The sequence below is a fragment of the Variovorax paradoxus genome (assembly GCF_029919115.1).
In the GTDB taxonomy this organism is placed as follows: domain Bacteria; phylum Pseudomonadota; class Gammaproteobacteria; order Burkholderiales; family Burkholderiaceae_C; genus Variovorax; species Variovorax paradoxus_O.
This window is the reverse complement of sequence record NZ_CP123990.1, coordinates 237,204-262,077: the sequence shown is the minus strand read 5'-3', so window position 1 is coordinate 262,077 and position 24,874 is coordinate 237,204. Positions and strand designations below refer to the sequence as shown.

At 66.5% G+C, this 24,874-nt stretch carries 28 protein-coding genes; 21 read left to right on the top strand and 7 right to left on the bottom strand.

Features of this window, described 5'->3' with window-relative positions; translation table 11 throughout:
* The first annotated feature begins 151 nt into the window (after positions 1-151).
* From QHG62_RS01250 to QHG62_RS01235, 4 genes are all read left to right on the top strand, one after another.
* The gene (locus tag QHG62_RS01250; protein ID WP_281149006.1) at positions 152-1,024 is read left to right on the top strand and encodes a branched-chain amino acid ABC transporter permease; all 873 of its coding nucleotides are present in this window, start codon (positions 152-154) and stop codon (positions 1,022-1,024) included.
* A complete protein-coding gene (locus tag QHG62_RS01245) occupies positions 1,021-1,992 on the top strand; it encodes a branched-chain amino acid ABC transporter permease (protein ID WP_281149005.1) in 972 nt (323 codons plus the stop codon). The genes QHG62_RS01250 and QHG62_RS01245 overlap by 4 nt, the downstream gene beginning before the upstream one ends.
* A gap of 130 nt (positions 1,993-2,122) precedes the next feature.
* A complete protein-coding gene (locus QHG62_RS01240; protein ID WP_281149004.1) occupies positions 2,123-2,875 on the top strand; it encodes an ABC transporter ATP-binding protein in 753 nt (250 codons plus the stop codon).
* Position 2,876: 1 nt separating this feature from the next.
* Complete coding sequence (locus QHG62_RS01235; protein WP_126746614.1) at positions 2,877-3,578, top strand: ABC transporter ATP-binding protein; 702 nt, start codon at positions 2,877-2,879, stop codon at positions 3,576-3,578.
* A gap of 3 nt (positions 3,579-3,581) precedes the next feature.
* Here the strand turns inward: QHG62_RS01235 and QHG62_RS01230 are convergent, their stop codons facing one another.
* Entirely contained in the window at positions 3,582-4,493 is a 912-nt protein-coding gene (locus tag QHG62_RS01230; protein ID WP_281149003.1) for a LysR family transcriptional regulator, read from the bottom strand.
* A gap of 106 nt (positions 4,494-4,599) precedes the next feature.
* Here QHG62_RS01230 and QHG62_RS01225 point away from each other — a divergent pair, with 106 nt between their 5' ends.
* Positions 4,600-5,343, top strand: coding sequence for an SDR family NAD(P)-dependent oxidoreductase (locus tag QHG62_RS01225; RefSeq protein ID WP_281149002.1), 744 nt, complete (start codon positions 4,600-4,602; stop codon positions 5,341-5,343).
* A 31-nt stretch (positions 5,344-5,374) separates the two neighbouring features.
* The gene (locus tag QHG62_RS01220) at positions 5,375-5,599 is read left to right on the top strand and encodes a tautomerase family protein (RefSeq protein ID WP_281149001.1); all 225 of its coding nucleotides are present in this window, start codon (positions 5,375-5,377) and stop codon (positions 5,597-5,599) included.
* Between the two features lie 26 nt (positions 5,600-5,625).
* On the opposite strand, the gene QHG62_RS01215 is transcribed toward QHG62_RS01220, so the two are convergent.
* Positions 5,626-6,333 carry a Crp/Fnr family transcriptional regulator gene (locus QHG62_RS01215; RefSeq protein ID WP_281149000.1) on the bottom strand — a complete coding sequence of 236 codons (708 nt, stop codon included), beginning with the start codon at positions 6,331-6,333 and terminating at the stop codon, positions 5,626-5,628.
* Positions 6,334-6,478: 145 nt separating this feature from the next.
* Here QHG62_RS01215 and QHG62_RS01210 point away from each other — a divergent pair, with 145 nt between their 5' ends.
* From QHG62_RS01210 to QHG62_RS01195, 4 genes are all read left to right on the top strand, one after another.
* Positions 6,479-7,402: a 3-keto-5-aminohexanoate cleavage protein gene (locus QHG62_RS01210; protein WP_281148999.1), complete on the top strand. Its 924-nt coding sequence runs from the start codon at positions 6,479-6,481 to the stop codon at positions 7,400-7,402.
* Positions 7,403-7,463: 61 nt separating this feature from the next.
* Positions 7,464-8,456 (top strand): Bug family tripartite tricarboxylate transporter substrate binding protein, encoded by a 993-nt coding sequence (locus QHG62_RS01205; RefSeq protein ID WP_281148998.1) that lies wholly within the window; start codon positions 7,464-7,466, stop codon positions 8,454-8,456.
* Positions 8,457-8,466: 10 nt separating this feature from the next.
* Positions 8,467-9,426 carry a 3-hydroxyacyl-CoA dehydrogenase NAD-binding domain-containing protein gene (locus QHG62_RS01200; RefSeq protein ID WP_281148997.1) on the top strand — a complete coding sequence of 320 codons (960 nt, stop codon included), beginning with the start codon at positions 8,467-8,469 and terminating at the stop codon, positions 9,424-9,426.
* Between the two features lies 1 nt (position 9,427).
* A complete protein-coding gene (locus tag QHG62_RS01195; protein WP_281148996.1) occupies positions 9,428-11,233 on the top strand; it encodes a feruloyl-CoA synthase in 1,806 nt (601 codons plus the stop codon).
* A 38-nt stretch (positions 11,234-11,271) separates the two neighbouring features.
* Here QHG62_RS01195 and QHG62_RS01190 read toward each other — a convergent pair whose 3' ends face one another.
* On the bottom strand, positions 11,272-12,150 hold the full coding sequence (locus QHG62_RS01190) for a LysR family transcriptional regulator (RefSeq protein WP_281148995.1): 879 nt from the start codon (positions 12,148-12,150) through the stop codon (positions 11,272-11,274).
* A 123-nt stretch (positions 12,151-12,273) separates the two neighbouring features.
* Here QHG62_RS01190 and QHG62_RS01185 point away from each other — a divergent pair, with 123 nt between their 5' ends.
* From QHG62_RS01185 to QHG62_RS01175, 3 genes are read left to right on the top strand one after another with little or no spacing between them, the layout of a single operon-like run.
* Complete coding sequence (locus tag QHG62_RS01185) at positions 12,274-13,641, top strand: MFS transporter (RefSeq protein WP_281148994.1); 1,368 nt, start codon at positions 12,274-12,276, stop codon at positions 13,639-13,641.
* A gap of 12 nt (positions 13,642-13,653) precedes the next feature.
* Positions 13,654-14,163 (top strand): GAF domain-containing protein, encoded by a 510-nt coding sequence (locus QHG62_RS01180; protein ID WP_281148993.1) that lies wholly within the window; start codon positions 13,654-13,656, stop codon positions 14,161-14,163.
* Positions 14,160-15,407, top strand: a complete 1,248-nt coding sequence (locus QHG62_RS01175) for a metal-dependent hydrolase family protein (protein WP_281148992.1) — start codon at positions 14,160-14,162, stop codon at positions 15,405-15,407. Before QHG62_RS01180 ends, QHG62_RS01175 begins: the two co-directional genes overlap by 4 nt.
* On the opposite strand, the gene QHG62_RS01170 is transcribed toward QHG62_RS01175, so the two are convergent.
* Entirely contained in the window at positions 15,391-16,731 is a 1,341-nt protein-coding gene (locus QHG62_RS01170) for an AsmA-like C-terminal region-containing protein (RefSeq protein WP_281148991.1), read from the bottom strand. The genes QHG62_RS01175 and QHG62_RS01170 overlap by 17 nt on opposite strands.
* An 84-nt stretch (positions 16,732-16,815) precedes the next feature.
* On the opposite strand from QHG62_RS01170, the gene QHG62_RS01165 reads away from it, so the two are divergent.
* From QHG62_RS01165 to minE, 5 genes are all read left to right on the top strand, one after another.
* Positions 16,816-17,238, top strand: a complete 423-nt coding sequence (locus tag QHG62_RS01165) for a hotdog fold thioesterase (RefSeq protein WP_281148990.1) — start codon at positions 16,816-16,818, stop codon at positions 17,236-17,238.
* A 63-nt stretch (positions 17,239-17,301) separates the two neighbouring features.
* The gene (locus tag QHG62_RS01160) at positions 17,302-18,588 is read left to right on the top strand and encodes a solute carrier family 23 protein (RefSeq protein ID WP_281148989.1); all 1,287 of its coding nucleotides are present in this window, start codon (positions 17,302-17,304) and stop codon (positions 18,586-18,588) included.
* A gap of 121 nt (positions 18,589-18,709) precedes the next feature.
* On the top strand, positions 18,710-19,486 hold the full coding sequence (minC, locus tag QHG62_RS01155; RefSeq protein ID WP_281148988.1) for a septum site-determining protein MinC: 777 nt from the start codon (positions 18,710-18,712) through the stop codon (positions 19,484-19,486).
* Between the two features lie 58 nt (positions 19,487-19,544).
* The gene (gene minD, locus QHG62_RS01150) at positions 19,545-20,360 is read left to right on the top strand and encodes a septum site-determining protein MinD (protein WP_157611179.1); all 816 of its coding nucleotides are present in this window, start codon (positions 19,545-19,547) and stop codon (positions 20,358-20,360) included.
* Between the two features lie 3 nt (positions 20,361-20,363).
* Positions 20,364-20,642, top strand: coding sequence for a cell division topological specificity factor MinE (gene minE, locus QHG62_RS01145; protein ID WP_126746603.1), 279 nt, complete (start codon positions 20,364-20,366; stop codon positions 20,640-20,642).
* Positions 20,643-20,689: 47 nt separating this feature from the next.
* Here the strand turns inward: minE and QHG62_RS01140 are convergent, their stop codons facing one another.
* Both QHG62_RS01140 and QHG62_RS01135 read right to left on the bottom strand, forming a co-directional pair.
* A complete protein-coding gene (locus QHG62_RS01140) occupies positions 20,690-21,613 on the bottom strand; it encodes an alpha/beta hydrolase (RefSeq protein ID WP_281148987.1) in 924 nt (307 codons plus the stop codon).
* A 207-nt stretch (positions 21,614-21,820) separates the two neighbouring features.
* A complete protein-coding gene (locus QHG62_RS01135; protein ID WP_281148986.1) occupies positions 21,821-22,423 on the bottom strand; it encodes a TetR/AcrR family transcriptional regulator in 603 nt (200 codons plus the stop codon).
* A gap of 201 nt (positions 22,424-22,624) precedes the next feature.
* Here QHG62_RS01135 and QHG62_RS01130 point away from each other — a divergent pair, with 201 nt between their 5' ends.
* Positions 22,625-23,569 (top strand): CysB family HTH-type transcriptional regulator, encoded by a 945-nt coding sequence (locus QHG62_RS01130; RefSeq protein ID WP_281148985.1) that lies wholly within the window; start codon positions 22,625-22,627, stop codon positions 23,567-23,569.
* A gap of 114 nt (positions 23,570-23,683) precedes the next feature.
* Positions 23,684-23,944, top strand: a complete 261-nt coding sequence (locus QHG62_RS01125; protein ID WP_126746599.1) for a hypothetical protein — start codon at positions 23,684-23,686, stop codon at positions 23,942-23,944.
* A 13-nt stretch (positions 23,945-23,957) separates the two neighbouring features.
* Here QHG62_RS01125 and QHG62_RS01120 read toward each other — a convergent pair whose 3' ends face one another.
* Positions 23,958-24,425: an RcnB family protein gene (locus QHG62_RS01120; RefSeq protein ID WP_281148984.1), complete on the bottom strand. Its 468-nt coding sequence runs from the start codon at positions 24,423-24,425 to the stop codon at positions 23,958-23,960.
* Positions 24,426-24,646: 221 nt separating this feature from the next.
* On the opposite strand from QHG62_RS01120, the gene QHG62_RS01115 reads away from it, so the two are divergent.
* Complete coding sequence (locus tag QHG62_RS01115) at positions 24,647-24,829, top strand: hypothetical protein (RefSeq protein WP_281148983.1); 183 nt, start codon at positions 24,647-24,649, stop codon at positions 24,827-24,829.
* The last annotated feature ends 45 nt before the right edge of the window (positions 24,830-24,874 follow it).

Below are 24,874 nucleotides of genomic sequence, written 5' to 3'. Positions count from 1 at the left end.
CCCCGTCCCTCGCTCACTTCGTGTAGCTCGACTCCCCCCTCAAGGGGGCGACACCGGCGGACCGGCAAAGCCGGTTCCGCGGTGTCCCCCGAACATCGCGGGCGCTGCGCGCCTCGCTCTTTCTCTGAGCCCTCTACCGGGATGATCTAACGTGGATTTCGGCACCTTTCTTGTCCAGTGCCTGAACTCGGTTCAGTACGGACTCCTGCTTTTCCTGGTGGCCTCGGGGCTCACGCTGATCTTCGGGATCATGGGCGTGATCAACCTGGCTCACGGCAGCTTCTACATGATCGGCGCGTACATGGCGTTCACGCTCGCGCCGCTGTTCGGGGACCAGTTTCTGCTGATGCTGGTGGCCGGCGTGGTGCTGGCGACGGTCTTCGGCTACGTGCTCGAATGGGCGTTCTTCAGCTACCTTTACCAGCGCGACCACTTGCAGCAGGTGCTCATGACCTACGGTCTGATCCTGGTGTTCGAGGAGCTGCGCTCCATCCTCGTGGGCAACGACGTGCACGGGGTCAAGGTGCCGGCGTGGCTGGACGGCAGCTTTGCGCTCGGCAATGTCATGAGCTACCCGTGGTACCGGCTCTTTGCTTCTGCCGCGTGCATCGTGCTGGCGGTGGCGCTGTACTGGGTGGTCAACCGCACGCGGCTGGGCATGATGATTCGTGCGGGCGCGAGCAATCGCGACATGGTGCGCGGCCTGGGCATCGACGTGAAGCGGCTCTACCGCATCGTGTTTGCGGCAGGCGTGGCGCTTGCGGCGCTCGCCGGAATGATTGCGGCGCCGATGTCGTCGGTGTATCCGAACATGGGCGCGAGCGTGCTCATCATCTGCTTCGTGCTGGTGGTGATCGGCGGCATCGGCTCGATCACCGGTGCACTTCTGGCTTCGCTGCTGGTGGGCTTCGTCGACACCTTCGGCAAGGTGTTCTTCGCGGACCTGAGCGGCATCGGCATCTATCTGCTGATGGCCATCGTGCTCATCTGGAAGCCCGAGGGGCTGATGGGGAGGCGGACATGACGCAAGTCCACACCTCCGCGCGGGGCGGCGCATTCATCGTGCCGGTGATCTGCGCCATTGCCATCGGCGTGCTGGGTCCGATGATGGGCAACTACGTGTCGGACTTCGTCGTCAAGGTGATGATCCTGTCGATCTTTGCGCTGAGCCTCGAACTGCTGGTCGGCATGACCGGCCTCGTGAGCCTGGGCCATGCGGCGTTCTACGGCATCGGCGCGTATGTCACGGTGCTGGCCTCGGGCAACGAGGGCGGCAACCTTGCGCTGCTGCTGCCCGCGGCCATGGGTGCCGCCGCGCTCTACGCACTCTTCGTGGGGGCGCTCAGCCTGCGCACGCGCGGCGTGTACTTCATCATGGTGACGCTGGCCTTCGCGCAGATGGCGTTCTTCGTGTTCCACGACACCAAGGTGGGCGGCGGCAGCGACGGCATCTACATGTATGTGCGCCCCGCCATCGGCAAGCTCGACATGGAGAACCGCATGGTGCTCTTCTACGTGGTGCTGGCATCACTGGTGTTCACCTACGGCCTCCTGGCGCTGGTGCGCCGCTCGCGCTTCGGTGCGGCCCTGGCGGGCATTCGCGTGAACGAGCAGCGCATGCGCGCGGCGGGCTTTCCGGTGTATGGCTACAAGCTCGCGGCCTTTGTGCTGGCGGGTGCGCTGGCCGGACTCGCGGGTTTTCTGCTGGCCTCGCGAGACGGCGTGGTCAACCCGGAGCTCATGGCCTGGCACAACTCCGGAGAGGTGCTGCTGATGGTGATTCTCGGTGGCCTCGGGCATTTGCGCGGCGCGGTCATCGGTGCCATTGCGTTCACGTTGCTGAAGGAAATCTTCTCGACGCACGCGGTGATGGGGCCGCTCGCGGACCATTGGCAACTGACGCTGGGGATTGCGATCATCGTGTTCGTGGCACTGCTGCCGAAGGGGTTGATCGGCCTTGTGAAGCGCATCTCGCCGAAGGAGGCTGCATGACCTGCCTCCGTCTTCTGTCTTTCTCCCTCCCCTTCCGGGGGAGGGCCGGGGTGGGGGCACGCAGCGCCACCATCGGGCGCCCTGCCTCCCCCCATCCCAACCTTCCCCCAAAGGGGGAAGGAGCAAAACCATGAACGCCACCGCTCTTCTTTCCGTTCAAGGCCTCACACGCCGCTTCGGCGGCCTCACCGCAGTCAACGCCGTCACGCTCGACCTGCACGTCGGCGAAGTCCATGCGGTCATCGGAACCAACGGCGCCGGCAAGTCGACCCTCATCAACATGCTCTCGGGCGAGATCGAGGCCTCCGAAGGCCGCATCACGCTCGACGGCACCGACGTGACGCAGCGCGCGCAGTGGCGCCGCGCGCGCGCCGGCGTGGGCCGCAGCTACCAGCGCACGACCATCTTCCCCGAGTTCAGCGTGCACGAGAACTGCCGGCTCGCGGCGCAGGCGGCCACGGCACGGCCATGGACGGTGTGGCAGTCGTCGCAGCGCTGTGCGGCCAGCAATGCGGCGGCCGATGCGGCGCTGGAAGCGGCGGGCCTTTCGAACGAATCCCAGCGCATTGCCGGCACGCTGAGCCACGGCGCGCAGCGCCAGCTCGAAGTGGCGATGTGCCTGGCCACCAAGCCCCGCGTGCTGCTGCTCGACGAGCCGCTCGCGGGCATGGGCGCCGAGGAAACCGACCGCATGCTCACCCTGCTCGCGCGGCTGAAGGCCACGCACGCCATCTTGCTGGTGGAGCACGACATGGATGCGGTGTTCCGCATTGCCGACCGCATCACCGTGATGGTGAACGGCACGGTCATCGCCACCGGCGACCCTCGGTCGATCCGCGAGAACCCCGAAGTGCGAACCGCCTACCTCGGAGAGGACCACTGACATGCTCGTCGTACGCGATCTCAACACCTACTACGGCAACAGCCACATCCTGCGCGGCGTGCACGCCGGCATACCCGCCGCCACGTCGGTGGGCCTGCTCGGGCGCAACGGCATGGGCAAGACCACGCTGATCCGCAGCATGATGGGTTATGTGCGGCCCGCTTCGGGCGAAGTGCAGGTCGATGGCCGCACCGTCACCGGCTGGCCGCCCGAGAAGATGGCGCGCCTGGGCATCGGCTATGTGCCCGAAGGCCGCGGTATCTTCCCGAACCTCTCGGTGCGCGAAAACCTCGTGATGAGCGAACGCGCGGGCATCGACGGCCGCCGCGCCTGGACCTTCGACCGCGTGATGGCCACCTTTCCGCGGCTGGCCGAGCGGCTCTCGCATGGCGGCCAGCAGCTCTCGGGCGGCGAGCAGCAGATGCTCTCCATCGGCCGAGCGCTCATGACCAACCCGCGCCTGCTGATCCTCGACGAGGCCACCGAAGGGCTCGCACCGCTGATCGTGGCCGAGATCTGGCGCGTGATCGGCGAGATTCGCGCAACCGGCATCGCCACGCTGATCGTCGACCGCGACTACCGCAAGGTGCTTGCGCACACTGATTTGGCGGTGGTGATGGAAAAGGGCCAGATCGTGCGGCACGGGGCTTCGGCCGACTTGCTGGCGGAGCCGAAGGCGCTCGAGGAATTGCTGGGCGTGTAGCGCTCACACGCTGCGCTGCGCCATAAGAAAATCGATGAACACCCGCATGCGCAGCGGCACGTGTCGCCCGTCCGGGTACAGCAGCGTGTAGGGGCGCGAGCGGCCCGCAAAGGGCTTGAGCACTTCGACGAGCGTGCCGTCCGCCAGCTCTTTTTCCACGACGAAGCGGTAGGTCTGGAACAGCCCGGCGTCGCTCCTGGCGAGGGTGACACCGCCGAGCACGTCGTCGGAGCAGCTGTAGGCGCTGTCCGCGAAGACCTCGCGGTCCTTGCCGTTTTCCTTGAAGAGCCATGAGATGCGGCGGCCGCTGCTGGGCAGCTCGAACTGGATGCACTCGTGCGCGGAAAGATCGTCCAGCGTGCGCGGCGTGCCGGCCTTCTTCATGTACTTGCGGGTGGCGACCACGACCAGGCTCGCATCTTCCAGGTGCCGCGCGATCAGCGTGGAGTCGGGCTGGGCGCGCACGCGCACGGCCATGTCGTAGCCCTCTTCCACGAAGTCGATGTTGCGGTTGCTCAGGTGCACATGCAGCCGGATGTCGGGAAAGCGTTCGCGGAACGCCGGCAGCAGCGGCAGGATGCGGTGGTGGCCGTAGGTGGTGGGCACGCTGATGCGCAGCGTGCCCGAAGGCTGCGCCTGCTGGCCCATGACCTCTCGCTCGGCATCGGCAAGCTGCGCCAGCGCCTGCTGGCACTGCGCAAAGTAGGTGCGGCCCGCGTCGGTGAGCCGCACGCTGCGCGTGGTGCGCACGAACAGACGCAGCCCCAGCCGCTTTTCGAGCCGCGAGATCGAGCGGCTCACGGCCGCCGGCGTCACACCCGCCGCGAGTGCCGCCGAAGTGAAGCCGCCGGTTTCTGCCGCAAGGCAGAAGAGTTCGATGCTGCCCAGGAGGATGTCGCCGAACTGCCGCTGCATGGTTTGATTACCCCATGTATCAATTGAAGTGCGAGTCTAGTGATTTATCTATGTCTGCGTCATCAATACAGTTCTCCCCACGTCATCAACTTCTGGAGAACCCGACATGCAAGACAGCAGCACTTCATCCACGGTCGTCATCACCGGCGCCTCGAGCGGCATCGGGCTGGGACTCGCCGAGGCCTACCTCGAACGCGGCTTCAACGTGGTCGCCAACGCACGCACCGACGAGCGGCTCGCGGCCGCGGCAAAGCAGCTCGGCAACCCGGCACGCTTTCTCGGCGTCGCCGGCGATATCGGCCAGCGCGCGACCGCGCAGCAGCTCATCGACCGCGCCGTGGAGCGCTTCGGCCAAGTCGATGTGCTCATCAACAACGCGGGCATCTTCAACGCCAAGCCGTTCGTCGAGTACACAGAGGAAGAACTCGACCAGCTGGTGGCCACCAACCTCAAGGGCTTCGTCTACGCCTCGCAGGCCGCGGCAAGGCACATGGTGGCGCGCCGCCAGGGCCACATCGTGAACATCACCGCCAGCATCGCGCTGCAGCCGAACCAGCAGGTGCCGGCCCTGCTGCCGGTGCTGATCAAGGGCGGCATCAACGCCGCGACGCGCGCGCTGGCGCTCGAACTCGCGCCGCACAACGTCAAGGTGAATGCGGTGGCGCCCGGCATCGTCGACACGCCGCTGTACACGCCCGAGCAGCATGGATTTCTGAACGGCCTTGCGCCCGCCGGCCGCATTGCGACCGTGCGCGAAATCGCCGATGCGGTGCTCTACCTCACCAGCGCCGATTTCACGACCGGCGTGGTGCTGCCGGTGGACGGCGGCATGAGCACGGGCAAGTGGTAATCCCCTCGTTCATTCATCCAAGGAGCACACCATGCCTTTCATCAACCTGAAGATCACCCGCGACGGCGTGACGCGTGAACAGAAGACCCAGGTCATCGCCGAGTTCACGGAGACGCTTGAACGCGTGCTGAACAAGCCGCCCGAATGGACGCACATCGTGATCGAGGAGATCGACACCGATGACTGGGGCTTTGCGGGCCTGACGACGACGGAGTACCGCAAACGGCTGGCGGACAAGGCGAAGCCGGCGAAGTGAGGGCGCCCAGGCGCGGCGAGCCGCGCCTACTCGATGAACCGCCGCAGCCCTTCCAGGTCAATCACGGTGATGCCGCCGTATTCGATCCGCAGGAAGCCCGCCTCCTTCAGCCTGTTGAGCGCCGCATTGCAGCGCTGCCGCGAGACCCCCGAGAGATTCGCAATCTCTTCTTGCGAGGTCTGCAGATGCAGCTCGCTGCCCGGATACAGCCACGGATGGAACAGGCCCGCCAGCGCGCGGGCCACCTGGCTGTCGGCATCGAGCAGCCGGTGCGCCGCGTAGTTGCCCATGAACCAGTGCAGCCGTTCATTGAGCTGCTGCAGCAGAAAGTGATCGAAGCCGCGCTGGGTGCGGTGCAGCCACTCGAAAGCCTCCAGCGGCAGCTGGGCTACGCGGCTGGGCCGCAGCGCAATGACATCGGCCGAGCGCGGGGCGGCGCGCAGCAGCGTGCCTTCGCCGAACCAGCAGCCGACCGAGAGCCCGCCGAAGGTGACCGAGCGGCCGTCGCTGGAGGTGATCGACCACTTGAGCAGGCCTTCGAGCGTGCCGTACCAGTGCAGCGGCGTATCGCCGCGGCGGCACAGCGCGGCGCCGGCCGCAACCTCGACTTCGCGCATTTCGTCGAGCACCCGCTCGCGCGCCGCTTCGTCGAGCAGCGGAAACCAGGCCGAGCGCTGAAGCAGCTGCTCGATCGTGAGCGATGCCGCCTTGATGGCCGGCTTCGTCGTGGACATGAAAAGAAAGCTCCTGATGTCGCGGAAAAGGGGCCGCGCCGCGTAAACCCTGACTCCAAATGTCGTCGCAATGACTGAGTGTGCCTGCGCCTCCAAAAAATAATAGCGCGCCCCCCATGAACGAAGACACCAGGAGACCCGGAGCATGTCGTCGAAGCGCAAAGTGATCGTGACCATTGCCCCCACCGGCGGCATGGCGCACAAGTCGCAGAACCCGCACCTTCCCACCCAGCCAGGCGAAATCGCGGCCGACGTGCTGCGCTGCTGGAACGCCGGCGCCAGCGTGGCGGCCATCCACGCGCGGCGGCCCGACGACGGCGCCACCTGCGACGCCGAGGTGTACCGCGACATCAACAGCCGCATCCGCAATGCCGACTGCGACATCGTCATCAACAACTCCACCGGCGGCGGCGTGCACGGCGACATGGTGAAGCCGCTGGCGGGCGACCGCTGGGAGATCGCGTGGGAAGAGCGCATCAAGGGCATGGATGCAGGCGCCGAGATGTGCACGCTGGATGCGACCACGCTGAACCTGAGCTTCGAGGGCAAGCAGATCCTGATGGACACGCCCATTACCCGCGGCCGCGAACTGGCCGCCGGCATGAAGGCGCGCGGCATCAAGCCCGAGTGGGAGGTGTTCAGCCCCACCCACATCCTGCAGGACACGACCACGCTGATCGGCGAGGGCCATGACGACGAGCCCTACTTCATCAACCTGGTGATGAACGTGCACCGCAACTTCCAGAACGCGATGCCGTACTCGCCGCGCTTCCTGCAGATGATGGTGGACACATTGCCCCGCGGCAGCATCTTCGGCGTGAGCGGCATCGGCACCTCGCAGCTCGAAGCGAACGTGGCGGCGCTGCTCCTGGGCGGGCATGCGCGCGTGGGGCTGGAAGACAACCTTTACTTCCGCCATGGCGAGCTCGCCACCAACGTGCAGCTCACCGAGCGCATCGTGCGCGTTATCCATGAGCTCGACATGGAAGTGGCCACGCCGGCCGAAGCAAGGCAGATGATGGGACTGCCGCGCAGAGGCGGGCCGCGCCCCGAGTTCGCGCCGCGTTGAAGCGGCCGATCGAACCCGCAGAACCTTGCCGGATACCCGCCAGAAAAACAGGAGACATGCCATGAACAACCGCCGCCACTTCCTCCACACCCTGGGCGCAGCCACTGCGCTGGGCACCCTCTCGCCCTTGGCCGCGCTGGCCCAGGCGCTCGAGCAGGTCAAGATCTACTACGGCTTTCCGGCCGGCAGCTCGGGCGACAGCGTGGCGCGCCGCGTGGGCGAAAAGCTCGCGGGCTCGGCCTACACCCGCAACGTGGCCGTGGTCGAGAACAAGCCGGGCGCGGGCGGCCGCATTGCACTGGAAACGCTCAAGAGCGCGCCGGCCGACGGCAGCGTGCTGGCGCTGTCGCCGTTCTCGTGCACCTCGATCTATCCGCACATCTACAGCAAGCTCAGCTACGACCCGAGCAGGGACTTCGTGCCGGTGTCGATTGCCGCCGTCATGCACCACGGGCTGGCCATCGGCCCTCTGGTGCCGGCCGATGTGCGCACGGTAAAAGACTTCCTGGCCTGGGCCAAGGCCAACCCCAACCAGGCCAGCTATGGGTCGCCTGCCGCCGGCTCCACGCCGCACTTCATCGGCGCGCTGCTGGGTTTGAACAATGGGGTCGACCTGAAGCACGTGCCCTATCGCGGTTCGATTCCCGGCGTGACCGACGTGGTGGGCGGGCAGATCGCCGCCATGGTCACCCCGAGCGGCGACTTCATTCCCAACCACAAGGCCGGCAAGCTGCGGCTGATTGCCACATCGGGCAAGGCGCGCTCGCCCTTCTCGCCGGAAGTGCCGACCTTTGCCGAGCAGGGCTTCGGGGAGCTGACCACCGAGGAGTGGTTCGGCTTCTATGCACCGGCCAAAACGCCTGCCAGCGTGGTGGCCGCGGCCAATGCCGCGATCAATGCGGCCATCAAGGAAAAGGTGGTGACGGACAGCCTGGTCGTGGTCGGCCTGATCGCCCAGGGCTCCACGGCCGAGGAAATGGCGCGCTCGCAGCGGGCCGAGGCGGAGCGCTGGGGGCCGCTGGTAAAGAAGATCGGCTTCACGGCGGATTCCTGAGGCGATGCGGATGGAACCGACTCCCCAACCGGCGGAAATTCCCCAACGCGTGGCGGTGGTTGCCACTGGCGTCATCGGCGCCAGCTGGGCTGCCTTCTTCCTGGCGAAGGGCCTGGACGTGGACGCCACCGATCCCTCGCCCGACGCCGAAGCGCGGCTGCGCGCGGCGGTGGCCGCACACTGGCCGACGCTCGAACGCTTCGGCCTGGCCACCGGGGCCTCGCCCGGTCGGCTGCGCTTTCATGCGCGGCTTGAAGATGCAGTGGCGCACGCCGACTTCGTGCAGGAAAGCGGCCCCGAGCGGCTGGACTTCAAGGTTGACCTGTTCCGGCGCATGGACGAGGCCGCGCCGGCCCATGCCATCCTGGCGTCGAGCTCTTCAGGGCTGGCCATCAGTGCGGTGCAAGCCGAATGCAAGCACCCGGAGCGCGTGGTGCTGGGCCATCCGTTCAATCCTCCGCACCTGATTCCGCTGGTGGAAGTTGTCGGCGGCGAGCGCACTTCCGCCGAGACTATCGAACGCACGATGGCCTTCTATGCCGCTATCGGCAAGCGGCCGATCCATGTGAAGCGCGAGGTCAAGGGCCACATTGCCAACCGGCTGCAGGCCGCGCTCTGGCGCGAGGCCTTTCACCTGGTCAACGAAGGCGTGGCGAGCGTGGCCGACATCGACACCGCCATTGCGCACGGCCCCGGCTTGCGCTGGGCCGTGATGGGCCCTTTCATGAACCTGCACCTCTCGGGTGGCGCGGGCGGCCTCGAGCATGTGCTCGCCCATCTGGGCGGACCGATCGAAGACTGGTGGAAGGATCTCGGCGCGCCGTCGATGACGGAAGAGCTCAAAGAGAAGGTGGCCGAGGGCGTGGCCGAAGAACTGGGTTCGCGGCGCGTGGCCGACCTCGAAGCCGCCCGCGACATCCTGCTGTTGAACCTGATTCGCGCCAAAGCCGATACCGGCAAACTCGATTGACATGAACGACGACTTCCTCCTTGACGAGAGCCAGATCGCCCCGCCGCGCACGGTGCGCATCGATTTCGACGACGGCTCCTTCGCGCTGCGTTCGCCGATGGCGCTCAAGCCCTACGCGCGGTGCATCGGCGAATGGATCGAACGGTGGGCGCGCGAAACGCCCGATGCGCTGGCCTTTGCGGAACGCGACGAGAGCGGCGAAGGCTGGCGCAGGCTCGACTACCGCGCGCTGCGCCAGGCCGTGGGCGCGGTGGCGCAGGCCCTGCTCGACCTGAAGCTGCCCGAGGGCAAGCCCATTGCAATCCTCTCGGACAACTCGATCGACCATGCCGTGCTGATGCTGGCGGCCATGCACATCGGGCGCACGGCCTGCTCGCTGTCAAGCGCGTACTCGCGCATGGCCAAGGACCCGTCGCGGCTGCACGGCATGCTGCAGGCGCTGCAACCGGCGCTGGTCTACGCATCGGACGCCAAGGTGTACGGCGGCGCGCTCGCGGGCTGCGGCGTGGAGGCGGTGGCGGTGTTCAGCTGCAATGCCGACGCGCACGCCGGCGCCCTGCCCTTTGCGCAGTTGCTCGAGGCCAGCGAAACGCCGGCCGTGACGCAGGCCTACCAGGCCGTGCTGCCCGACACCCACGCCAAGTACCTGCTGACCTCGGGCTCCACGGGCAAGCCCAAGGTGGTGATCAACACCCATCGCATGCTGTGCGCCAACCAGCAGATGATGGCGCAGACCTGGCGCTTTCTCGCACTGGAGAAGCCGGTGCTGGTCGACTGGCTGCCCTGGAGCCACACCTTCGGCGCCAACCACAACCTGAACATGGTGCTGTGCCACGGCGGCGCGCTCTACATCGACGAAGGCCGGCCGGCGCCGGGGCTCATCGAAAAGACCGTGCGCAACCTGCGAGAGGTAAAGCCGACGCTGCTGTTCAACGTGCCGCGCGGCTTCGACATGCTGCTGCCGTTTCTCGAAGCCGACGACGCGCTGGCCGCCGAGGTGTTCTCGCGGCTGCGGCTGGCCTTCTACGCAGCGGCGGCGCTCGCGCCTTCGACCTGGCAGCGGCTCGAAGCGGTGGCCCAGCGCGTACGGCCCGAGCGCCCGCTGTGGCTCACCACCTCATGGGGCGCAACCGAGACGTCGCCGGCCATCACCTCGGCGCACTGGAAGCTCGACGGCGCGGGCTGCATCGGCGCGCCGCTGCCGGGGCTCGAGCTCAAGTTCGTGCCCAACGGGCAGAAGCTCGAGATGCGCGTGAAGGGTGTCTCGGTGTTTCCGGGCTATCGGCATGCGCCGCGTGAAACGGCGGAGGCTTTCGACGAAGAAGGCTACTACCGCATCGGCGATGCGGGCTACCTGGCCGATGCCGGCCGGCCCGAGCGCGGCGTGGTCTTCAACGGCCGCGTGGCGGAAGACTTCAAGCTCTCGAGCGGCACCTGGGTGTCGGTGGGTACCCTGCGCGTCAAGCTGGTGTCGATGCTGGCGCCGCATGCGCAGGACGTGGTGCTCACCGGCCACGACAGCGACGAGATCGGCATGCTGGTGTTTGCCGCTCCGCAAGCTGCGCCACAGGCACTTGCAGAGCGAATTGCCGACGTGCTGCGCACACTGCGGGACGAAGGCGCGGGCTCGTCGCAATGCCCCACGCGCGCGCTGGTGCTCTCCGAGCCGCCGAGCCTCGATGCGGGCGAGATCACCGACAAGGGCTACATCAACCAGCGAGCAGTGCTCACGCGGCGCGCGGCCGAGGTGGCACGGCTGCATGCCGGCGCGCACCACGACCTGCAGGTGATACACCTGCGCGCCTGATCACGAAGGCTGCTCGAACAGCGCCAGCAGCGTGTTCTTCAGCCACTGGTGCAGCGCCGAAGTCTCGTGCCGCTGGTGCCAGAAGAGTTCGATGATGCGTGCCGGAGCCTCCAGCGGCACCGGCATCCGGCGAAGGCCCGCCAGCGCGCGGGCTCGAACTTTTCGGACCACGGCAGCACCGCCATCAGGTCGGAACGGCGCACCACTTCGTACGCCGCGCCGTAGTGGTTCACCGTCGCGACCAGGTTGCGCTGCAGCCCGCGGCTGTGCAGGAACAGGTCGTAGGTGGGCGTGGTCTTGCCGACCAGGCTCACGTCCACGTGGCGCGCCGCCAGGAATTTTTTCAGCGGAATCCTGTCGGCGCGCGCCAGCGGATGCCCGGTGCGCATGACGCAGACGAAATCGGGCGACCACAGCGCCCTCGACTTGAGAAACGCCGGGCGCTGCACTTCCTCGTTGTAGACACTGATCGCGAAATCGGCCTTGTTGTCGGCCAGCACCTTGTCGAAATCGACCAGCGTGTTGGGAATGGCGTGGATCTGCATCGAAGGCCCCGACTTGCTGAGCCTGCTGGCGAGCCGGGGCACCACGATGCCCGACACGTAGTCGGACATTGCGATGCTCAGGCTTGCGGTGCTTCGCAGGGCATCGAAGCGCTCGACGTCGAGCGTGCCGCGAATCGCATGCAGCGACTGCGACAGCGGCTCCCACAGGTCGATGGCCCGCCGCGTCGGGTTGACGCCGGCACCGCTGCGCACGAAGAGCGCGTCGTCGAAGGTTTCCCGCAAGCGGCGCAGCGCATTGCTGACCGCGGGCTGCGTGAGCGACAGCTTGCTGGCTGCCCGCGTGACGTTGCCTTCGGTCATGAGGGCCTCGAACACCTTCAGCAGGTTGAGATCGGCAGAGCGGTAGTTCATTGTGTGCGGCCCGATCATTCACTGGATCTATAAACACAATCACACGTATAAATTTGTCGTGATATCCCCGCGATCCTACGATCTGCCGCTTCAACGCACCACCACCGAAGTCGAGGGATTCACATGACCATGCTGTCGGCTCGCATAGAGCGCCTGCCCTTCTCCGGTTTTCACCGCCGGCTGCTCATGATGGGAGGGCTGGGCTACACCTTCGACGCAATGGACGCCGCGGTGATCGCTTTCGTGCTGCCGGTGCTGCGCACCGAATGGGGGCTCAGCAGCGTGCAGATCGGCGTGCTGGCCAGCGCAAACTTCATCGGCTTCTTCTTCGGTGCGCTTGCGTCAGGCACCTGCGGAGACCTGTTCGGGCGGCGCGTGGTCATGATGTCGGCGCTGGCGATCTACTGCGTGGCGTCGCTCTTCAGCGGCATGGTCGACAGCTGGACGGTGTTCCTTGCGCTGCGCATCGTGGCCGGCTTCGGCGCAGGCGCGGAGAGCGCAATCATTGCGCCCTACCTTTCGGAGTTTGTGGCGCGCCGCTACCGGGGCACTTTCACCGGCGCACTGGCGGGCTTCTTCTCGTTCGGCTTCGTCGCGGCGGCGCTGCTGGGCTACTTCATCGTGCCGGCGCATCCGCAGGGATGGCGCATCGTCATCTTCATTACCGCAATGCCGGTGCTGCTGCTGTTGTGGTGGCGCCGTGCGCTGCCCGAATCGCCGCGCTGGCTCGAAAGCCAGGGCCGGCAGGCCGAAGCCGAAACCATCGTCGATGCAATGGAGTCCGAGACGGTGCAGCGCGGCCTTGCGCTGCCCGCGCTCAACGCGCAAGACGTGGCCGCGCCGCCGCCCAGCAACAGCCGCGGCAGCCTGCTGAAGAACTACGCCACGCTGGTCTCCAGCAAGCTCATCCGCATCAGCACCATGACCTGGCTGATGTGGCTGGCGATCACCTTCAGCTACTACTCGTTCTTCACGTGGATTCCCAGCCTGCTGATCCAGAACGGCATGACGATCACCAAGAGCTTCGGCTACTCGCTCGTGATCTATCTCGCGCAGATTCCGGGCTACTTCTCGGCCGCGTGGCTCAACGAGAAGATCGGCCGGCAGGCGACCATCGTGAGCTACATGCTGCTGGGCGGCATCTCGGCGCTGGGGCTGGCCTTTACGCACAGCGACGCGCAGATCATGGCGGCGGGCGTTCTGCTGTCCTTCTTCATGAACGGCACCTATGCGGGTGTCTACGCCTATACGCCAGAGGTGTTTCCGACGCAGGTGCGCGCCACGGGCTCCGGCCTGGCGTCGGCCATCGGGCGCATCGGGGGCATCACGGCGCCGATCCTGGTGGGCTTCATCTATCCGGCGCTGGGCTTTGCGGGCGTGTTCGGCATGACCACGGCGGTGCTGCTGCTGGGCGCAGCGGCCGTCACTTTCATGGGCATTCCGACGCGCGGGCGTTCGCTCGAGGACATCGCGGCAACCGAACTTTCCTGACCCAAGACATCCATGCAACCCAAGCCATTCGATGAGTCGCTGTCGGCCGTCGCACGCGCCCACGCCGACACGCAGCAACCCCAGGCCACCTTCGACGCGCTCGAGAAGGCGGTGGCCGCAACCATCGGCCACCGGCTCTTCACCATCCTGGTGCACCACCGGGAGGCGCGGGAGTCGGAGCGCGTGTACACCAACATGCGCGAGGCCTACCCGGTGGGCGGCCGCAAGCCGGTTACCGACTCGCCGTGGATGCAGCAGGTGATGCAGCGTGGCCTGCCTTACATCGGCCGCAACGCCGACGACCTGCGCGACGTCTTCTACGACCACGAACTCATCATTTCGCTGGGCTGCCGCAGCGTGCTGAACATTCCGCTGCGCTGGCGCGGCGAAACACTGGGCACGCTCAACATGCTGCATGAAGAGAACTGGTACGGCGCCGGGCACGTCGAGCTCGCGCGCGTGTTCGCGCAACTGGCGGTGCCGGCCGTAATGGCGCAACACACCAAGGAGCCCCTGGCATGACCGACGCGGTGCTTTTCAAGAACGCCTCCCTGCTCGATCCGCTGCGCGCCGAGCTGCTGGAAGGCCACGACCTCCTGGTCGAGGGCGGGGTGGTGCGCGAGGTCTCCGACAAGCCGCTCCAGAGCAAGGCGGCGCGGGTCATCGACCTGAAGGGCAAGACGCTGATGCCGGGCCTCATCGACCTGCACGTGCACGTGATTGCGGTGGAGCTCAACCTTGCGCGGCAGGTGCACATGCCGAACGTGCTCATTACGCTGCGCAGCGTGCCCATGCTGCGCGGAATGCTGCGCCGCGGGTTCACCACGGTGCGCGATGCGGGCGGCGCGGGGTTCGCGTTCAAGCAGGCGGTCGAATCGGGGTTGGCCCAGGGGCCGCGCCTGTTCGTCTCGGGCCGCGCACTGAGCCAGACGGGCGGTCACGGCGACATGCGGGCGCGCTCCGATTTTCTCGACCCCAACGCCCCCTGCCCGACCTGCGTGCGGGTGGGCGCGCTGGCACGCGTGGTCGACGGCGTCGACGCCGTACGCCGGGCGGTGCGCGAAGAGCTGCAGATGGGCGCCGATCAGATCAAGATCATGGCCTCGGGCGGCGTGGCCTCGCCGACCGACCCCGTTGGCGCTTTCGGCTACAGCGAGGACGAGATCCGCGCCATCGTCGAGGAAGCGCGGGCGCGCGGCACCTATGTGCTGGCCCATGCCTACACCGCGGAGGCCATTGCCAGGGCCGTGCGCTGCGGCGTGCGCACCATCGAGCACGGCAACCTGGTCGACGCGCCCACCGCGGCTCTCATGGCGCAAATGGGCGCCTACGCGGTGCCGACGCTGGTTACCTACGACGCGCTGGCCAACGAGGGTGAGAGCTTCGGCCTGCCCAAGGAGAGCGTCGCCAAGGTGGCCGACGTGCGCGAGGCGGGCCTGCGCTCGCTGGAGATCTACAAGGCGGCGGGCGTGAAGATGGGCTTCGGCTCCGACCTGCTGGGCGAATCGCAGCGGCTGCAGAGCGACGAGTTTCGCCTGCGTGCCGAGGTGCTATCGCCCGCCGAGGCCATTGCCAGTGCCACCGTCATCGGCGCCGAAGTGTTGGGCCTGCCGGAGCGCCTGGGCCGCCTGGTGCCGGGTGCGCTCGCCGACGTCCTGGTTGTCGACGGCAATCCGCTGCGCGACGTTTCGTGCCTGCTGGGGCAAGGCGAGCGCATTCCGCTGGTCATGAAGGAGGGCGTGATCCAGTTCAACGAACTGGCGTAGCGCCCTGCTTTCGGGGTGCAGGGGCCGCTTTTTTGGCGGGTGCCTCCGTGCCGAACAGCTTTTCCACCTGCTGCCCCAGGCGCGCGCCAATGGCCGTGCCCACGCCCGGCAGGACCGCGCTGCCGACCGCGGCGCCGGCCAGCGCGCCGCCCGTGAGTGAAATCTGCGGGTCGCTGGCGGTGCCGCCGATCTTGAGCGGCATCCCCACGACGCCGTCGACCAGGTCGACCGCCAGTTCGCCGTCCAGCTTGCGGTTGAAGAACCGCAGGTTGCCGCTGGCGGTGAGCACGCCCGAGCGCGCCTTCAGGTTGGTGTAGCGCAGCACGATGCCGTCTTCGGTGCCCTGCGTTTCGAGGGTGCCGGTGAGCTCGTCGAGCGGCGTGGTGCCGCTGCGGTCCGTGCCCGCGGTAAGCACTGTCTTGGCAAGGTCCAGCCCGGTGAGTGTGGCGGGGCGAACCGAAAAGGTGGTGCGCGTACGCATGCCGCGGACCAGCCCGCCCAGGTCGCCGGCTTCGGCCACCAGCGTGGAAAAGCCCGAGACCTTGCCGGCGACTGCAGTGCGCCGTCCGAAGGCTTGCACCAGGCCTTCGATGTCGACTTGCCGGGGCTCCAGCTCGGCCGACAGGCGCAGCTTGTCCTCCGGCTGCGCTTCCAGCAGGGTGACGCCGTTCCACGTGCCGCCGCCCACGTCGATGCGGGTGCGCCACCGGTCTTGCCCTGCGGCCGCGCGGTCAAGGCGCAAGCGGGCGGGAGGCGATGCGCCGGCGCGTTCGAGGCGCGCCTGGCGCGGGCGCCAGTTGGCGTCGAAGCTGATCTCTCCGTCGTAGGCCAGCGCAATGTCGCGCCGGTCGATCCAGACGACGTCGCGCCAGCGCAGCTTTTCGAGCGGCACGGGGGCCAGCGTCCAGGGCGAAGGCAACGCGACGATGTTGCCGGCCTCCTTCGGCTTGGGCTCCTTGCCGCGAAACGCGCGAAACGATTCGCGCGGCAGCACCAGGCTTTCGATCTCGGCTTCGTCCACGGCGACGACCCGGCCGAGCAGTTCCCTGAGCTTGAGCTGCACCGTGATGCGGCGCAGCGTGATCGGGCGGGGCTGGTCGGTAGAAACGTCGGAAAGCACGAGCACCGGCGCCGGCAGCAGCGACCAATGCGCACCGCCCACCTTGAGGCCGACGCCAAAGCGCTTCTCGAAGGCTTCGGAAATTCGTACCGCCACCTCTTCGTCGCTGGGCAAGCGGGTGCTCACCACCCATACCAGCACCCCGGCCCCGATCAACAGGACCACGGCAATGCCGGCCAGCCAGCGTCTGAGAGGGTGCTTCATCGCAGCAAGTTAGCACGCAAAGGAGACTGCCATTGTCAGCCGCCATCGCTATAGTTTCCAGCACATCCGTACTGGAGAAAACGAATGCGAATCTGGAAGAAAGAGATCTCGGTCGAAGAGCTGACCCGCAACCACGTCAACACCGCCGTTTCCACGCTGGGCATGGAATTCCTGGAGGTGGGCGACGACTTCATCCGCGCCCGCGTGCCGGTGGACGAGCGCACGCGCCAGCCCTACGGCATCTTGCACGGCGGCGTGTCGGTGGTGCTGGCCGAAACGCTGGGCTCATGCGGCGCGCACTACTCCGCCCCCGAAGGCGACCGGGCGGTGGGCCTGGACATCAACGCCAACCACATTCGCTCGGCCACCAGCGGCTGGGTCACCGGCACGGCACGGCCGGTGCACCGCGGGCGCACCACGCAGGTGTGGCAGATCGACATGACCAACGATGCCGGCGACCTGACCTGCGTCTCGCGCATCACAATGGCGGTGCTGCCGCCGCGCTAGCGATTGAAGAGCGGCCGAAAGAAGCCCACCGGGCACATAAAACCATCGAGGAGATAACCACTCATGAGCAATCTATTCAGCTGGCGCGAAGTCGCCGCCACCGAGGGCAGCGTGGTCGCGCCCGACGAACGCCTGCCCTGGCTGCAGACCGGCGCCATGGGCGTGCAGCACGTCATTGCGATGTTCGGCGCCACGGTGCTGGCGCCCATCCTCATGGGCTTCAACCCGAACATCGCCATTTTGATGAGCGGCATCGGCACGCTCATCTTCTTCCTGGTGACGGGCGGCAAGGTACCCAGCTACCTGGGCTCGAGCTTCGCTTTCATCGGCGTGGTCATTGCAGCCAGCGGCTATGCGGGCAAGGGCCCCAATACCAACATTGCGGTGGCGCTGGGCGGCATCGTGGCGTGCGGGGTGATCTACATCCTCATCGGCGCCATCGTGCAGGCCGTTGGCACGGGGTGGATCGAACGCTTCATGCCGCCGGTGGTTACCGGGGCCGTGGTGGCGGTGATCGGGCTCAACCTGGCGAGCGTCCCGGTCAAGAACATGGCCGCCGGCAACTTCGACGCCTGGATGCAGGCCGTGACCTTTCTCTGCGTGGGACTGGTGGCGGTGTTCACGCGCGGCATGCTGCAGCGCCTGCTGATCCTGGTCGGGCTCATCCTGGCGACGGTGGTGTATGCGGCGCTGACCAACGGCATGGGGCTGGGCAAGCCGGTGGACCTGAGCGGCATCGCCAATGCGGCGTGGTTCGGCCTGCCGACCTTCACCGCGCCGGTGTTCACGGCCAACGCCATGCTTCTCATCGCTCCCGTGGCCATCATCCTGGTGGCGGAAAACCTCGGCCACCTGAAGGCGGTCACGGCCATGACGGGCCGCAATCTCGACCCCTACATAGGCCGCGCCTTCATCGGCGACGGCATTGCCACGGTGGTGAGCGGCGCGGCCGGCGGCACGGGCGTCACCACTTATGCCGAGAACATCGGCGTGATGGCGGCCACGCGCATCTATTCGACGGCGGTGTTCGTGGTGGCCGCGGTCATTGCGCTGGTGCTGGGCTTCAGCCCGAAGTTCGGCGCGCTGATCCAGGCAATTCCGCTGCCGGTGATGGGCGGCGTGAGCATCGTGGTGTTCGGCCTCATTGCCATTGCAGGCGCCAAGATCTGGGTCGATAACCGGGTCGACTTCTCGCAGAACAAGAACCTGATCGTGGCCGCGATCACGCTGATCATCGGCACCGCCGACTTCACCTTGAAGTTCGGCGACTTTGCTCTGGGCGGCATCGGAACCGCCACTTTCGGCGCGATCATTCTTTACGCATTGCTCGGCCGATCGCGCAACGCCTGAGCGCCTTGAAAGTGAAACGCCGTGCAAGAAGTGTTGTTGCGGGTGATTGATGCAGGGGCCGGTCGCCGGCCCGAAGCCCGCGCCCGTTAGACTCCAACGCTTTTCGCACCGACGTTTTCCAATGGCCGATGTCTCCGCCGCGCGCACCAAGGCGGTTTTCGAATTCAAAAGCGCCACGCTGCCGCTGATTGCAGTGATCCTCAAGACGGCCGACCTGGCCGTGCTGGCCGAGGCACTCGATGCGCAACTGGCCGACTCGCCCGATTTCTTCGAGCAGGAGCCGGTGGTCATCGACCTCTCGCAGCTGCAGCCCGACGAAGAGAGCGGCGAGGAACCCGCCGAGCTCGACTTTGCGGCGCTGCGCGGCCTCTTGGCGCGCCACCAGACGCAACCCATTGCGGTGCGCGGGGGCAACGACGCCCAGAATGCCGCGGCCCGCGCGGCCGGCCTCTCGCTGACGGCCATGCCGGTGGCGCCCGCGCCGCGCGCCCCGGCCCCGCCAGCCGCGCCCGCAACCACTGCCAGCGAGGCCCCGCAAATCGTGCGCGAAGTGCCGGTGCCCGCCAATGGCACCCTGGTGATCGACAAGCCGCTGCGCTCGGGCCAGCAGGTCTACGCCCGCGGCGGCGACGTGGTGGTGACCGCAGTGGTGAGCTTTGGCGCCGAAGTCATCGCCGACGGCAACGTGCACGTGTATGCGCCGCTGCGAGGCAAGGCGATTGCCGGCGCCCGCGGCAACACCGAGGCGCGCATTTTCTCGACCTGCATGGAAGCGCAGCTGGTGGCCATTGCGGGCATTTACCGCACCAACGAAGTGCCGCTGCCCGACCCCGTGCTCGGCAAGCCTGCGCAAATACGCCTCGATGGCAAAAAGCTAGTGATCGACGCGATTCCCTGACCGGGCACGCGGCGAATCTTAAAAACCAACAACCGAATCGAAACAAGAAGGAATGGCCATGGCCAAAATTGTGGTGGTGACCTCAGGCAAGGGCGGCGTCGGCAAGACCACGACGAGCGCCAGCTTTGCGTCGGGCCTCGCGCTCGCGGGCAAGAAGACGGCGGTGATCGACTTCGACGTGGGCCTGCGCAACCTCGACCTGATCATGGGATGCGAGCGCCGCGTGGTGTACGACCTGATCAACGTGATCCAGGGCGAAGCCAACCTGAGCCAGGCGCTCATCAAGGACAAGCAATGCGACAACCTCTTCGTGCTGGCCGCCTCGCAGACGCGCGACAAGGAAGCCCTGACGCAAGAAGGCGTTGAAAAGGTGCTGAACGACCTGGCCGCCATGGAGTTCGACTACATCGTTTGCGACTCGCCCGCGGGCATCGAAACCGGCGCGATGATGGCCATGCACTTTGCCGACGAGGCGCTGGTGGTGACCAACCCCGAGGTATCCTCGGTGCGCGACTCCGACCGCATCCTGGGCATGCTGAGCAGCAAGACCAAGCGGGCGAAGGAAGGCGGCGACCCCATCAAGGAGCACCTGCTGATCACCCGCTACAACCCCAACCGCGTGGCCGGCGGCCAGATGCTCTCGCTGGAAGACATCCAGGACATCCTGCGCATCAAGCTGATCGGCGTCATTCCCGAATCCGAAAGCGTGCTGCAGGCATCCAACCAGGGCGTGCCTGCCATCCACGACAAGGACACCGACGTGGCCAAGGCCTACAGCGACGTGGTCGCGCGCTTCCTGGGCGAAGACCGCCCGATGCGCTTCGTCGATGCGGAAAAGCCGGGCTTCTTCAAGCGAATCTTTGGAGGCAAGTAGGCCATGTCCTTTTTCTCGTTCCTGCTCGGCGAAAAGAAGAAGACGGCCAGCGTCGCCAAAGAGCGGCTGCAGATCATCCTCGCGCACGAGCGGTCCAGCCTCAGCGGCAAGAAGCGCCCCGACTACCTGCCCGACCTCCAGCGCGAGCTGATGGCGGTGATCTCCAAATACGTGAAGATCAATGCCGAGGACATCAAGGTTCACCTGGAAAAGCAGGACGACCTCGAAGTGCTCGACATCAAGATCGAACTGCCCGACGCCTCGCCCACGCCGGCGCGCTGAGCGCCTGCCTTGCGGGCCGCGCAACCCGCACGGCCTGCGGCTTTCGGTCAGTCCCCACGCGCAATGAAGCGCGTCACCTGCTGGACCACGCCCTCCTCCTTGAGGATGCGGCGGTGCCCCAGCCCCTGCGTGGCCACCAGCTGCGCCCCCTTGATTGCATCGCGGTAGGCCTCCGCGTCGGCGAACCGGTTCACGCGGTCGTCCCGGTCATGCACGATCAGCGTCGGCTGCACGATGCGCGGCCCGACGGCGGGCGGCTCGAGCTGCGCCATCAAGAAGCCTTCCTGCGCCTCGAACAGCCGCTGCATGGCGAGCCGCGTTGTCTCCCTCAGCCCGAATGTGTGCGCGAAGTAGCGTGTGAATTCGCGCGCCGAAGCCGGTGGGGCGAGCAGCACCAGCCGCTCGGCGAGCAGGCCCTGCGCAGCGGCCACCCCGAGCGCATTGGCGCCCATCGAATGCGCCACCACTGCGCGGATTGCATGTCCGTCTGCGACCAGCCTCGACACCACGTACGAGATGGCACGGGCGAACTGCGGCGCGTTGCTCATCATGCCGGCGCTGCGGCCATGGGCCGGCAGCTCGAGCAGCACCGGCCGGAGGCCCTCGCGGGCCACGGCCTCCGCCAGGGTCAGCATCTGCCCCGCGTGGCCGCCCCAGCCGTGCACCAGCAGCACGAGGGGAGCGGATTCCGCGCCTGAATCCTGCGTGGCGAGGTGATAAAGCCCGAGGCTCGCGTTCTCGAAACTCCAGGCTTCGCGCCGCCATCCTGCGCCGGGCGCCTGCGCGCGGTAGAGCCACTTGAGCGGCAGCGGCGTGCCGAACAGCCGATGGGCCGCACGCACGCCCAATGCGGGCCAGAGGCGCTCCGAAGCGGTCAGGCCGAGGCGCACTGCGCGCATCAGGCGGCTCGCGCGGTAGTAGTTCGATTGCGCGGCATGCGTTGCCGCGGAGGTGCTGCTGGTGCTTGTCATTCGATGGCCCCCCGCGTTCAGAACCAGACCCAGTCGTCGTTGCTGCGCGGCAGGCTGCGCAGTGCATCGCGAACAGTTTCGGCGCCGATGGCGCCCACGTAGACGGCAAGGCAGAGGGCGATGATCAGCATGGTGCTTCTCCTTTTTATCGCACGACTGTGCGAAATTAAGACAAAGAAAGACGAAAGAAACTGCTCGCCCGATGGCTCAGGCGCGGTAGCTGGAAAGTAGCCTCTGCCAGGTGCGCATGGCGCGCTCGGCGGCCTGTGGGTCGCGCAGAAAGCGCGCGTCGTGCAGAAGGCCGATGATGAGGCCGTTGATTTCGCTGACCACCTGCCCGGCATCGGTGTCGGCGCGGAGTTCGCCGGTGTCGACCGCCTGCAGCACCGTGCGGCGCAGCGCGGCGCGCCAGCGGGTGATCTCGCTGAACAGCAGGTCGCGCAGCTCACCTTCGCGGTCGTCGTATTCGAAAGCGCCCGCCGTGTAGATGCAGCCGGTTTCGGCCTCGATGTCGCGGGTGCGGGCAATCCAGCGGTCGACAATGTCATTGAGCCGCGCAAGGCCCTTGGGCTTTTGCATGGCGGGCACGAACACGTCGGCAAGGAAGCGGCGGCCGTACTCTTCGATGACGGCCTTCTGCAGCGCCTCGCGCGAGCCCACGCGGGAGAACACGCCGCTCTTGGACAGCGCCAGGCGGCTGGCCACGGCCTGGAGCGTGATGGCTTCCAGCCCCTCGGTCAGCGCAACGTCCATCGCCGCACCGATGATGGCGGTGCGGGTGAGTTCGCTTTTCTGGGTCTTGGCGTCCATGCGGGGAACTTTAGCACATGCGTGCGAAATTGCAAATCAACCTGCGGACGCAATGCAGCAGGTCCGCAAAGATGATTTGCTCATGTGAAACCAACAAACGCATCGTTCCCCGCATAAGCGCTTCTGCCGAGAATCGCCGGGCGGCCTTCTCGGGGCCACTTTCCGTTTCCCTGTCTTCCTCTTCCGATCCCTTCGCGCCAGATGAACTTCCAACAACTGCGCTCGGTACGCGAGGCCGTTCGTTGCGGCTTCAACCTGACCGAGGTTGCCAACACGCTGCACACCTCCCAGCCGGGCGTGAGCCGGCAGATCCGCGAACTGGAGGAAGAACTGGGCATCGAGCTGTTCGTGCGCGCCGGCAAGCGGCTCACCGGGCTCACGGAGCCGGGCGGCCATGTGCTGCCGATCATCGAGCGCATGCTGATGGAGAGCAGCAACCTGCGGCATGCGGGACAGGAGTTCGTGGCACAGCAGAGCGGGCTGCTCTCGGTGGCGGCCACGCACTCGCAGGCGCGCTATGCAATGCCGGTGGCGGTGCAGGAATTTCGCGCGCAGTTTCCCAACGTGAAGCTGCACCTGCACCAGGGCTCGCCCAAGCAGATCGCGCAGATGCTGATCGAGGGCGAAGCCGACGTGGGCATTGCAACCGAAGCGCTCGGCGATTACCCCCAGCTAGTGGCCCTGCCCTGCTACCGCTGGACGCACTCTGTGGTGGTGCCGCCGGGCCATGCGCTGCTCGACGCGCCGCTGACGCTCGAGGCACTCGCGCGCTTTCCGCTCATTACCTACGACACCGGCTTTACCGGCCGCTCGCGCATCGACGAGGCGTTTGCGCAGCGCGGGCTCGCACCCAACATCGTGTTGTCGGCCATGGACGCCGACGTGATCAAGACCTACGTGCAACTGGGCATGGGCGTGGGCATCGTGGCCGGCGTGGCCTACGAGGCCGAGCGCGACACGCAGCTGCGCGCACTCGATGCGGGCCGGCTCTTCGGCATCAACCTGACCAAGCTCGCGGTGCGGCGCGGCAACTACCTGCGCAAGTACGTCTATGCGTTCATCGAATCGTTCGCACCCACGTTGACGCGAGCCGTCGTCGAAAAGGCTCTGGGCGGCGAAGCGACGGGATCGCACTACGAAATCTAGCGCGGATGCAACGTATTCGACGCTCCGAGCAACAGGTTTAAAAAAGAAGCATGAGGCTTCACACAGGGAGCGTACATTCGGGTTAATTCCTTGGCTTCCCGGAACGGATCAGCAATGGCATCGACCCCGCAGCAGCAACAGCAAACCAAGGCCGCCCTCAAGGCGGCCGACGCCGCCGAACGGCGCGAGCGGCTGAGACGGGCATTGCCCGCCACCGTGGAGTTGCTGCAAAGCCGCCAGGCCGACCGCATCGACGACAGCGACATCGAAGCGTATGTGAGCCTTAACTGGCTCGAATGGCACGGCGGCGGCCTGCGGCTCACCATTACCGGGCGCAACGTGTGCGCCCAGTCGCTGCCCACAGTGACGGCCTGAGCCGGGCGCTTGCTTACTGGTTGCCCACGATGATCTGGGCAATCAGGCCCGTGGCAATGGCCGCGAGCACATAGTCGCCGCCCACACCCACCCATTGGTAGCCACGGGGCGGCGCCTGCAGCTGGTAGGCACGGTAGTCGTTCACCACGTAGTTGCGGCCACGGTACTCGGGAGGCACGCGCCCACCGCGGCGCCATTCGGCGTGCGGCTGCGGATAACCGCGGCGGTCGAAGTGGCGGCCTTCCCGGTAGTCCTCACGGCTGTAGCGATCACCGCGGCCACCCCAATCACCCCGGTCGCCGCGGCGGTTGTCGTGCCGATCGAACTGGCGGTGCTGTTGTTCGTAGCGGCCATTGCCTCGATCGTCACCGCGGTCATGACCGCGATCGTGGCCACGGTCTTGTGCGAAGGCGCTTCCCGCTGCCATGCACATCGCGAGTGCCGCAGCAGCGACGGCCATGCTCTTTGACTTGATGATCATCTGGAACTCCTTCGTGTTGATGACGAGTCCATTGTCAGTGGCGCTTGTGTCTGCCCGGAGCACATCAGGTCGCCGTCAGGTGAAATCAAGTAAGCGCAGGTATCGGGGCGGCCTGCTGTCCTTCAATCCCGGCGTCGTGTAGGTGATTTGCGCCGGGCCCGAGGGGCTTTGGGGACAATGCGCAGAGAGATCAACAGGCGCTGGAGGCGCCATCATCAAATATGCGCGACAAGATCATTGGTGCCATCGGCGTTCTGTGGGGTGGCGGCATGCTCGTGAGGTGGTTCATGACGGGCCCGCCTGCTGGTGTGGGCGGCTACGAGGGCGGCCAGACGGCCGTCGCGTTCCTGGGCGCCGTCATGGTGGTGGCCGGCCTGTACCGATTCTTCAAACCTCGTGATTGAACAGGGCCATGCAGGCACGCGACTCTTCCTCGACTGCGTTTGAGC

Excerpts from the sequence above, each read along its gene's own strand:
- QHG62_RS01115 (WP_281148983.1), top strand. The coding sequence starts at position 24,647 with ATGCGCGACAAGATCATTGGTGCCATCGGCGTTCTGTGGGGTGGCGGC.
- QHG62_RS01160 (WP_281148989.1), top strand. The coding sequence starts at position 17,302 with ATGAGCAATCTATTCAGCTGGCGCGAAGTCGCCGCCACCGAGGGCAGC.
- QHG62_RS01215 (WP_281149000.1), bottom strand. The coding sequence starts at position 6,333 with ATGTCCACGACGAAGCCGGCCATCAAGGCGGCATCGCTCACGATCGAG.
- QHG62_RS01185 (WP_281148994.1), top strand. The coding sequence starts at position 12,274 with ATGACCATGCTGTCGGCTCGCATAGAGCGCCTGCCCTTCTCCGGTTTT.
- QHG62_RS01245 (WP_281149005.1), top strand. The coding sequence starts at position 1,021 with ATGACGCAAGTCCACACCTCCGCGCGGGGCGGCGCATTCATCGTGCCG.
- QHG62_RS01170 (WP_281148991.1), bottom strand. The coding sequence starts at position 16,731 with ATGAAGCACCCTCTCAGACGCTGGCTGGCCGGCATTGCCGTGGTCCTG.
- QHG62_RS01235 (WP_126746614.1), top strand. The coding sequence starts at position 2,877 with ATGCTCGTCGTACGCGATCTCAACACCTACTACGGCAACAGCCACATC.
- minE (WP_126746603.1), top strand. The coding sequence starts at position 20,364 with ATGTCCTTTTTCTCGTTCCTGCTCGGCGAAAAGAAGAAGACGGCCAGC.
- QHG62_RS01195 (WP_281148996.1), top strand. The coding sequence starts at position 9,428 with ATGAACGACGACTTCCTCCTTGACGAGAGCCAGATCGCCCCGCCGCGC.
- QHG62_RS01175 (WP_281148992.1), top strand. The coding sequence starts at position 14,160 with ATGACCGACGCGGTGCTTTTCAAGAACGCCTCCCTGCTCGATCCGCTG.
- QHG62_RS01210 (WP_281148999.1), top strand. The coding sequence starts at position 6,479 with ATGTCGTCGAAGCGCAAAGTGATCGTGACCATTGCCCCCACCGGCGGC.
- QHG62_RS01140 (WP_281148987.1), bottom strand. The coding sequence starts at position 21,613 with ATGACAAGCACCAGCAGCACCTCCGCGGCAACGCATGCCGCGCAATCG.
- QHG62_RS01240 (WP_281149004.1), top strand. The coding sequence starts at position 2,123 with ATGAACGCCACCGCTCTTCTTTCCGTTCAAGGCCTCACACGCCGCTTC.
- QHG62_RS01130 (WP_281148985.1), top strand. The coding sequence starts at position 22,625 with ATGAACTTCCAACAACTGCGCTCGGTACGCGAGGCCGTTCGTTGCGGC.
- QHG62_RS01135 (WP_281148986.1), bottom strand. The coding sequence starts at position 22,423 with ATGGACGCCAAGACCCAGAAAAGCGAACTCACCCGCACCGCCATCATC.
- QHG62_RS01200 (WP_281148997.1), top strand. The coding sequence starts at position 8,467 with ATGGAACCGACTCCCCAACCGGCGGAAATTCCCCAACGCGTGGCGGTG.
- QHG62_RS01205 (WP_281148998.1), top strand. The coding sequence starts at position 7,464 with ATGAACAACCGCCGCCACTTCCTCCACACCCTGGGCGCAGCCACTGCG.
- QHG62_RS01180 (WP_281148993.1), top strand. The coding sequence starts at position 13,654 with ATGCAACCCAAGCCATTCGATGAGTCGCTGTCGGCCGTCGCACGCGCC.
- QHG62_RS01190 (WP_281148995.1), bottom strand. The coding sequence starts at position 12,150 with ATGAACTACCGCTCTGCCGATCTCAACCTGCTGAAGGTGTTCGAGGCC.
- minC (WP_281148988.1), top strand. The coding sequence starts at position 18,710 with ATGGCCGATGTCTCCGCCGCGCGCACCAAGGCGGTTTTCGAATTCAAA.
- QHG62_RS01230 (WP_281149003.1), bottom strand. The coding sequence starts at position 4,493 with ATGCAGCGGCAGTTCGGCGACATCCTCCTGGGCAGCATCGAACTCTTC.
- QHG62_RS01125 (WP_126746599.1), top strand. The coding sequence starts at position 23,684 with ATGGCATCGACCCCGCAGCAGCAACAGCAAACCAAGGCCGCCCTCAAG.
- minD (WP_157611179.1), top strand. The coding sequence starts at position 19,545 with ATGGCCAAAATTGTGGTGGTGACCTCAGGCAAGGGCGGCGTCGGCAAG.
- QHG62_RS01225 (WP_281149002.1), top strand. The coding sequence starts at position 4,600 with ATGCAAGACAGCAGCACTTCATCCACGGTCGTCATCACCGGCGCCTCG.
- QHG62_RS01165 (WP_281148990.1), top strand. The coding sequence starts at position 16,816 with ATGCGAATCTGGAAGAAAGAGATCTCGGTCGAAGAGCTGACCCGCAAC.
- QHG62_RS01220 (WP_281149001.1), top strand. The coding sequence starts at position 5,375 with ATGCCTTTCATCAACCTGAAGATCACCCGCGACGGCGTGACGCGTGAA.
- QHG62_RS01120 (WP_281148984.1), bottom strand. The coding sequence starts at position 24,425 with ATGATCATCAAGTCAAAGAGCATGGCCGTCGCTGCTGCGGCACTCGCG.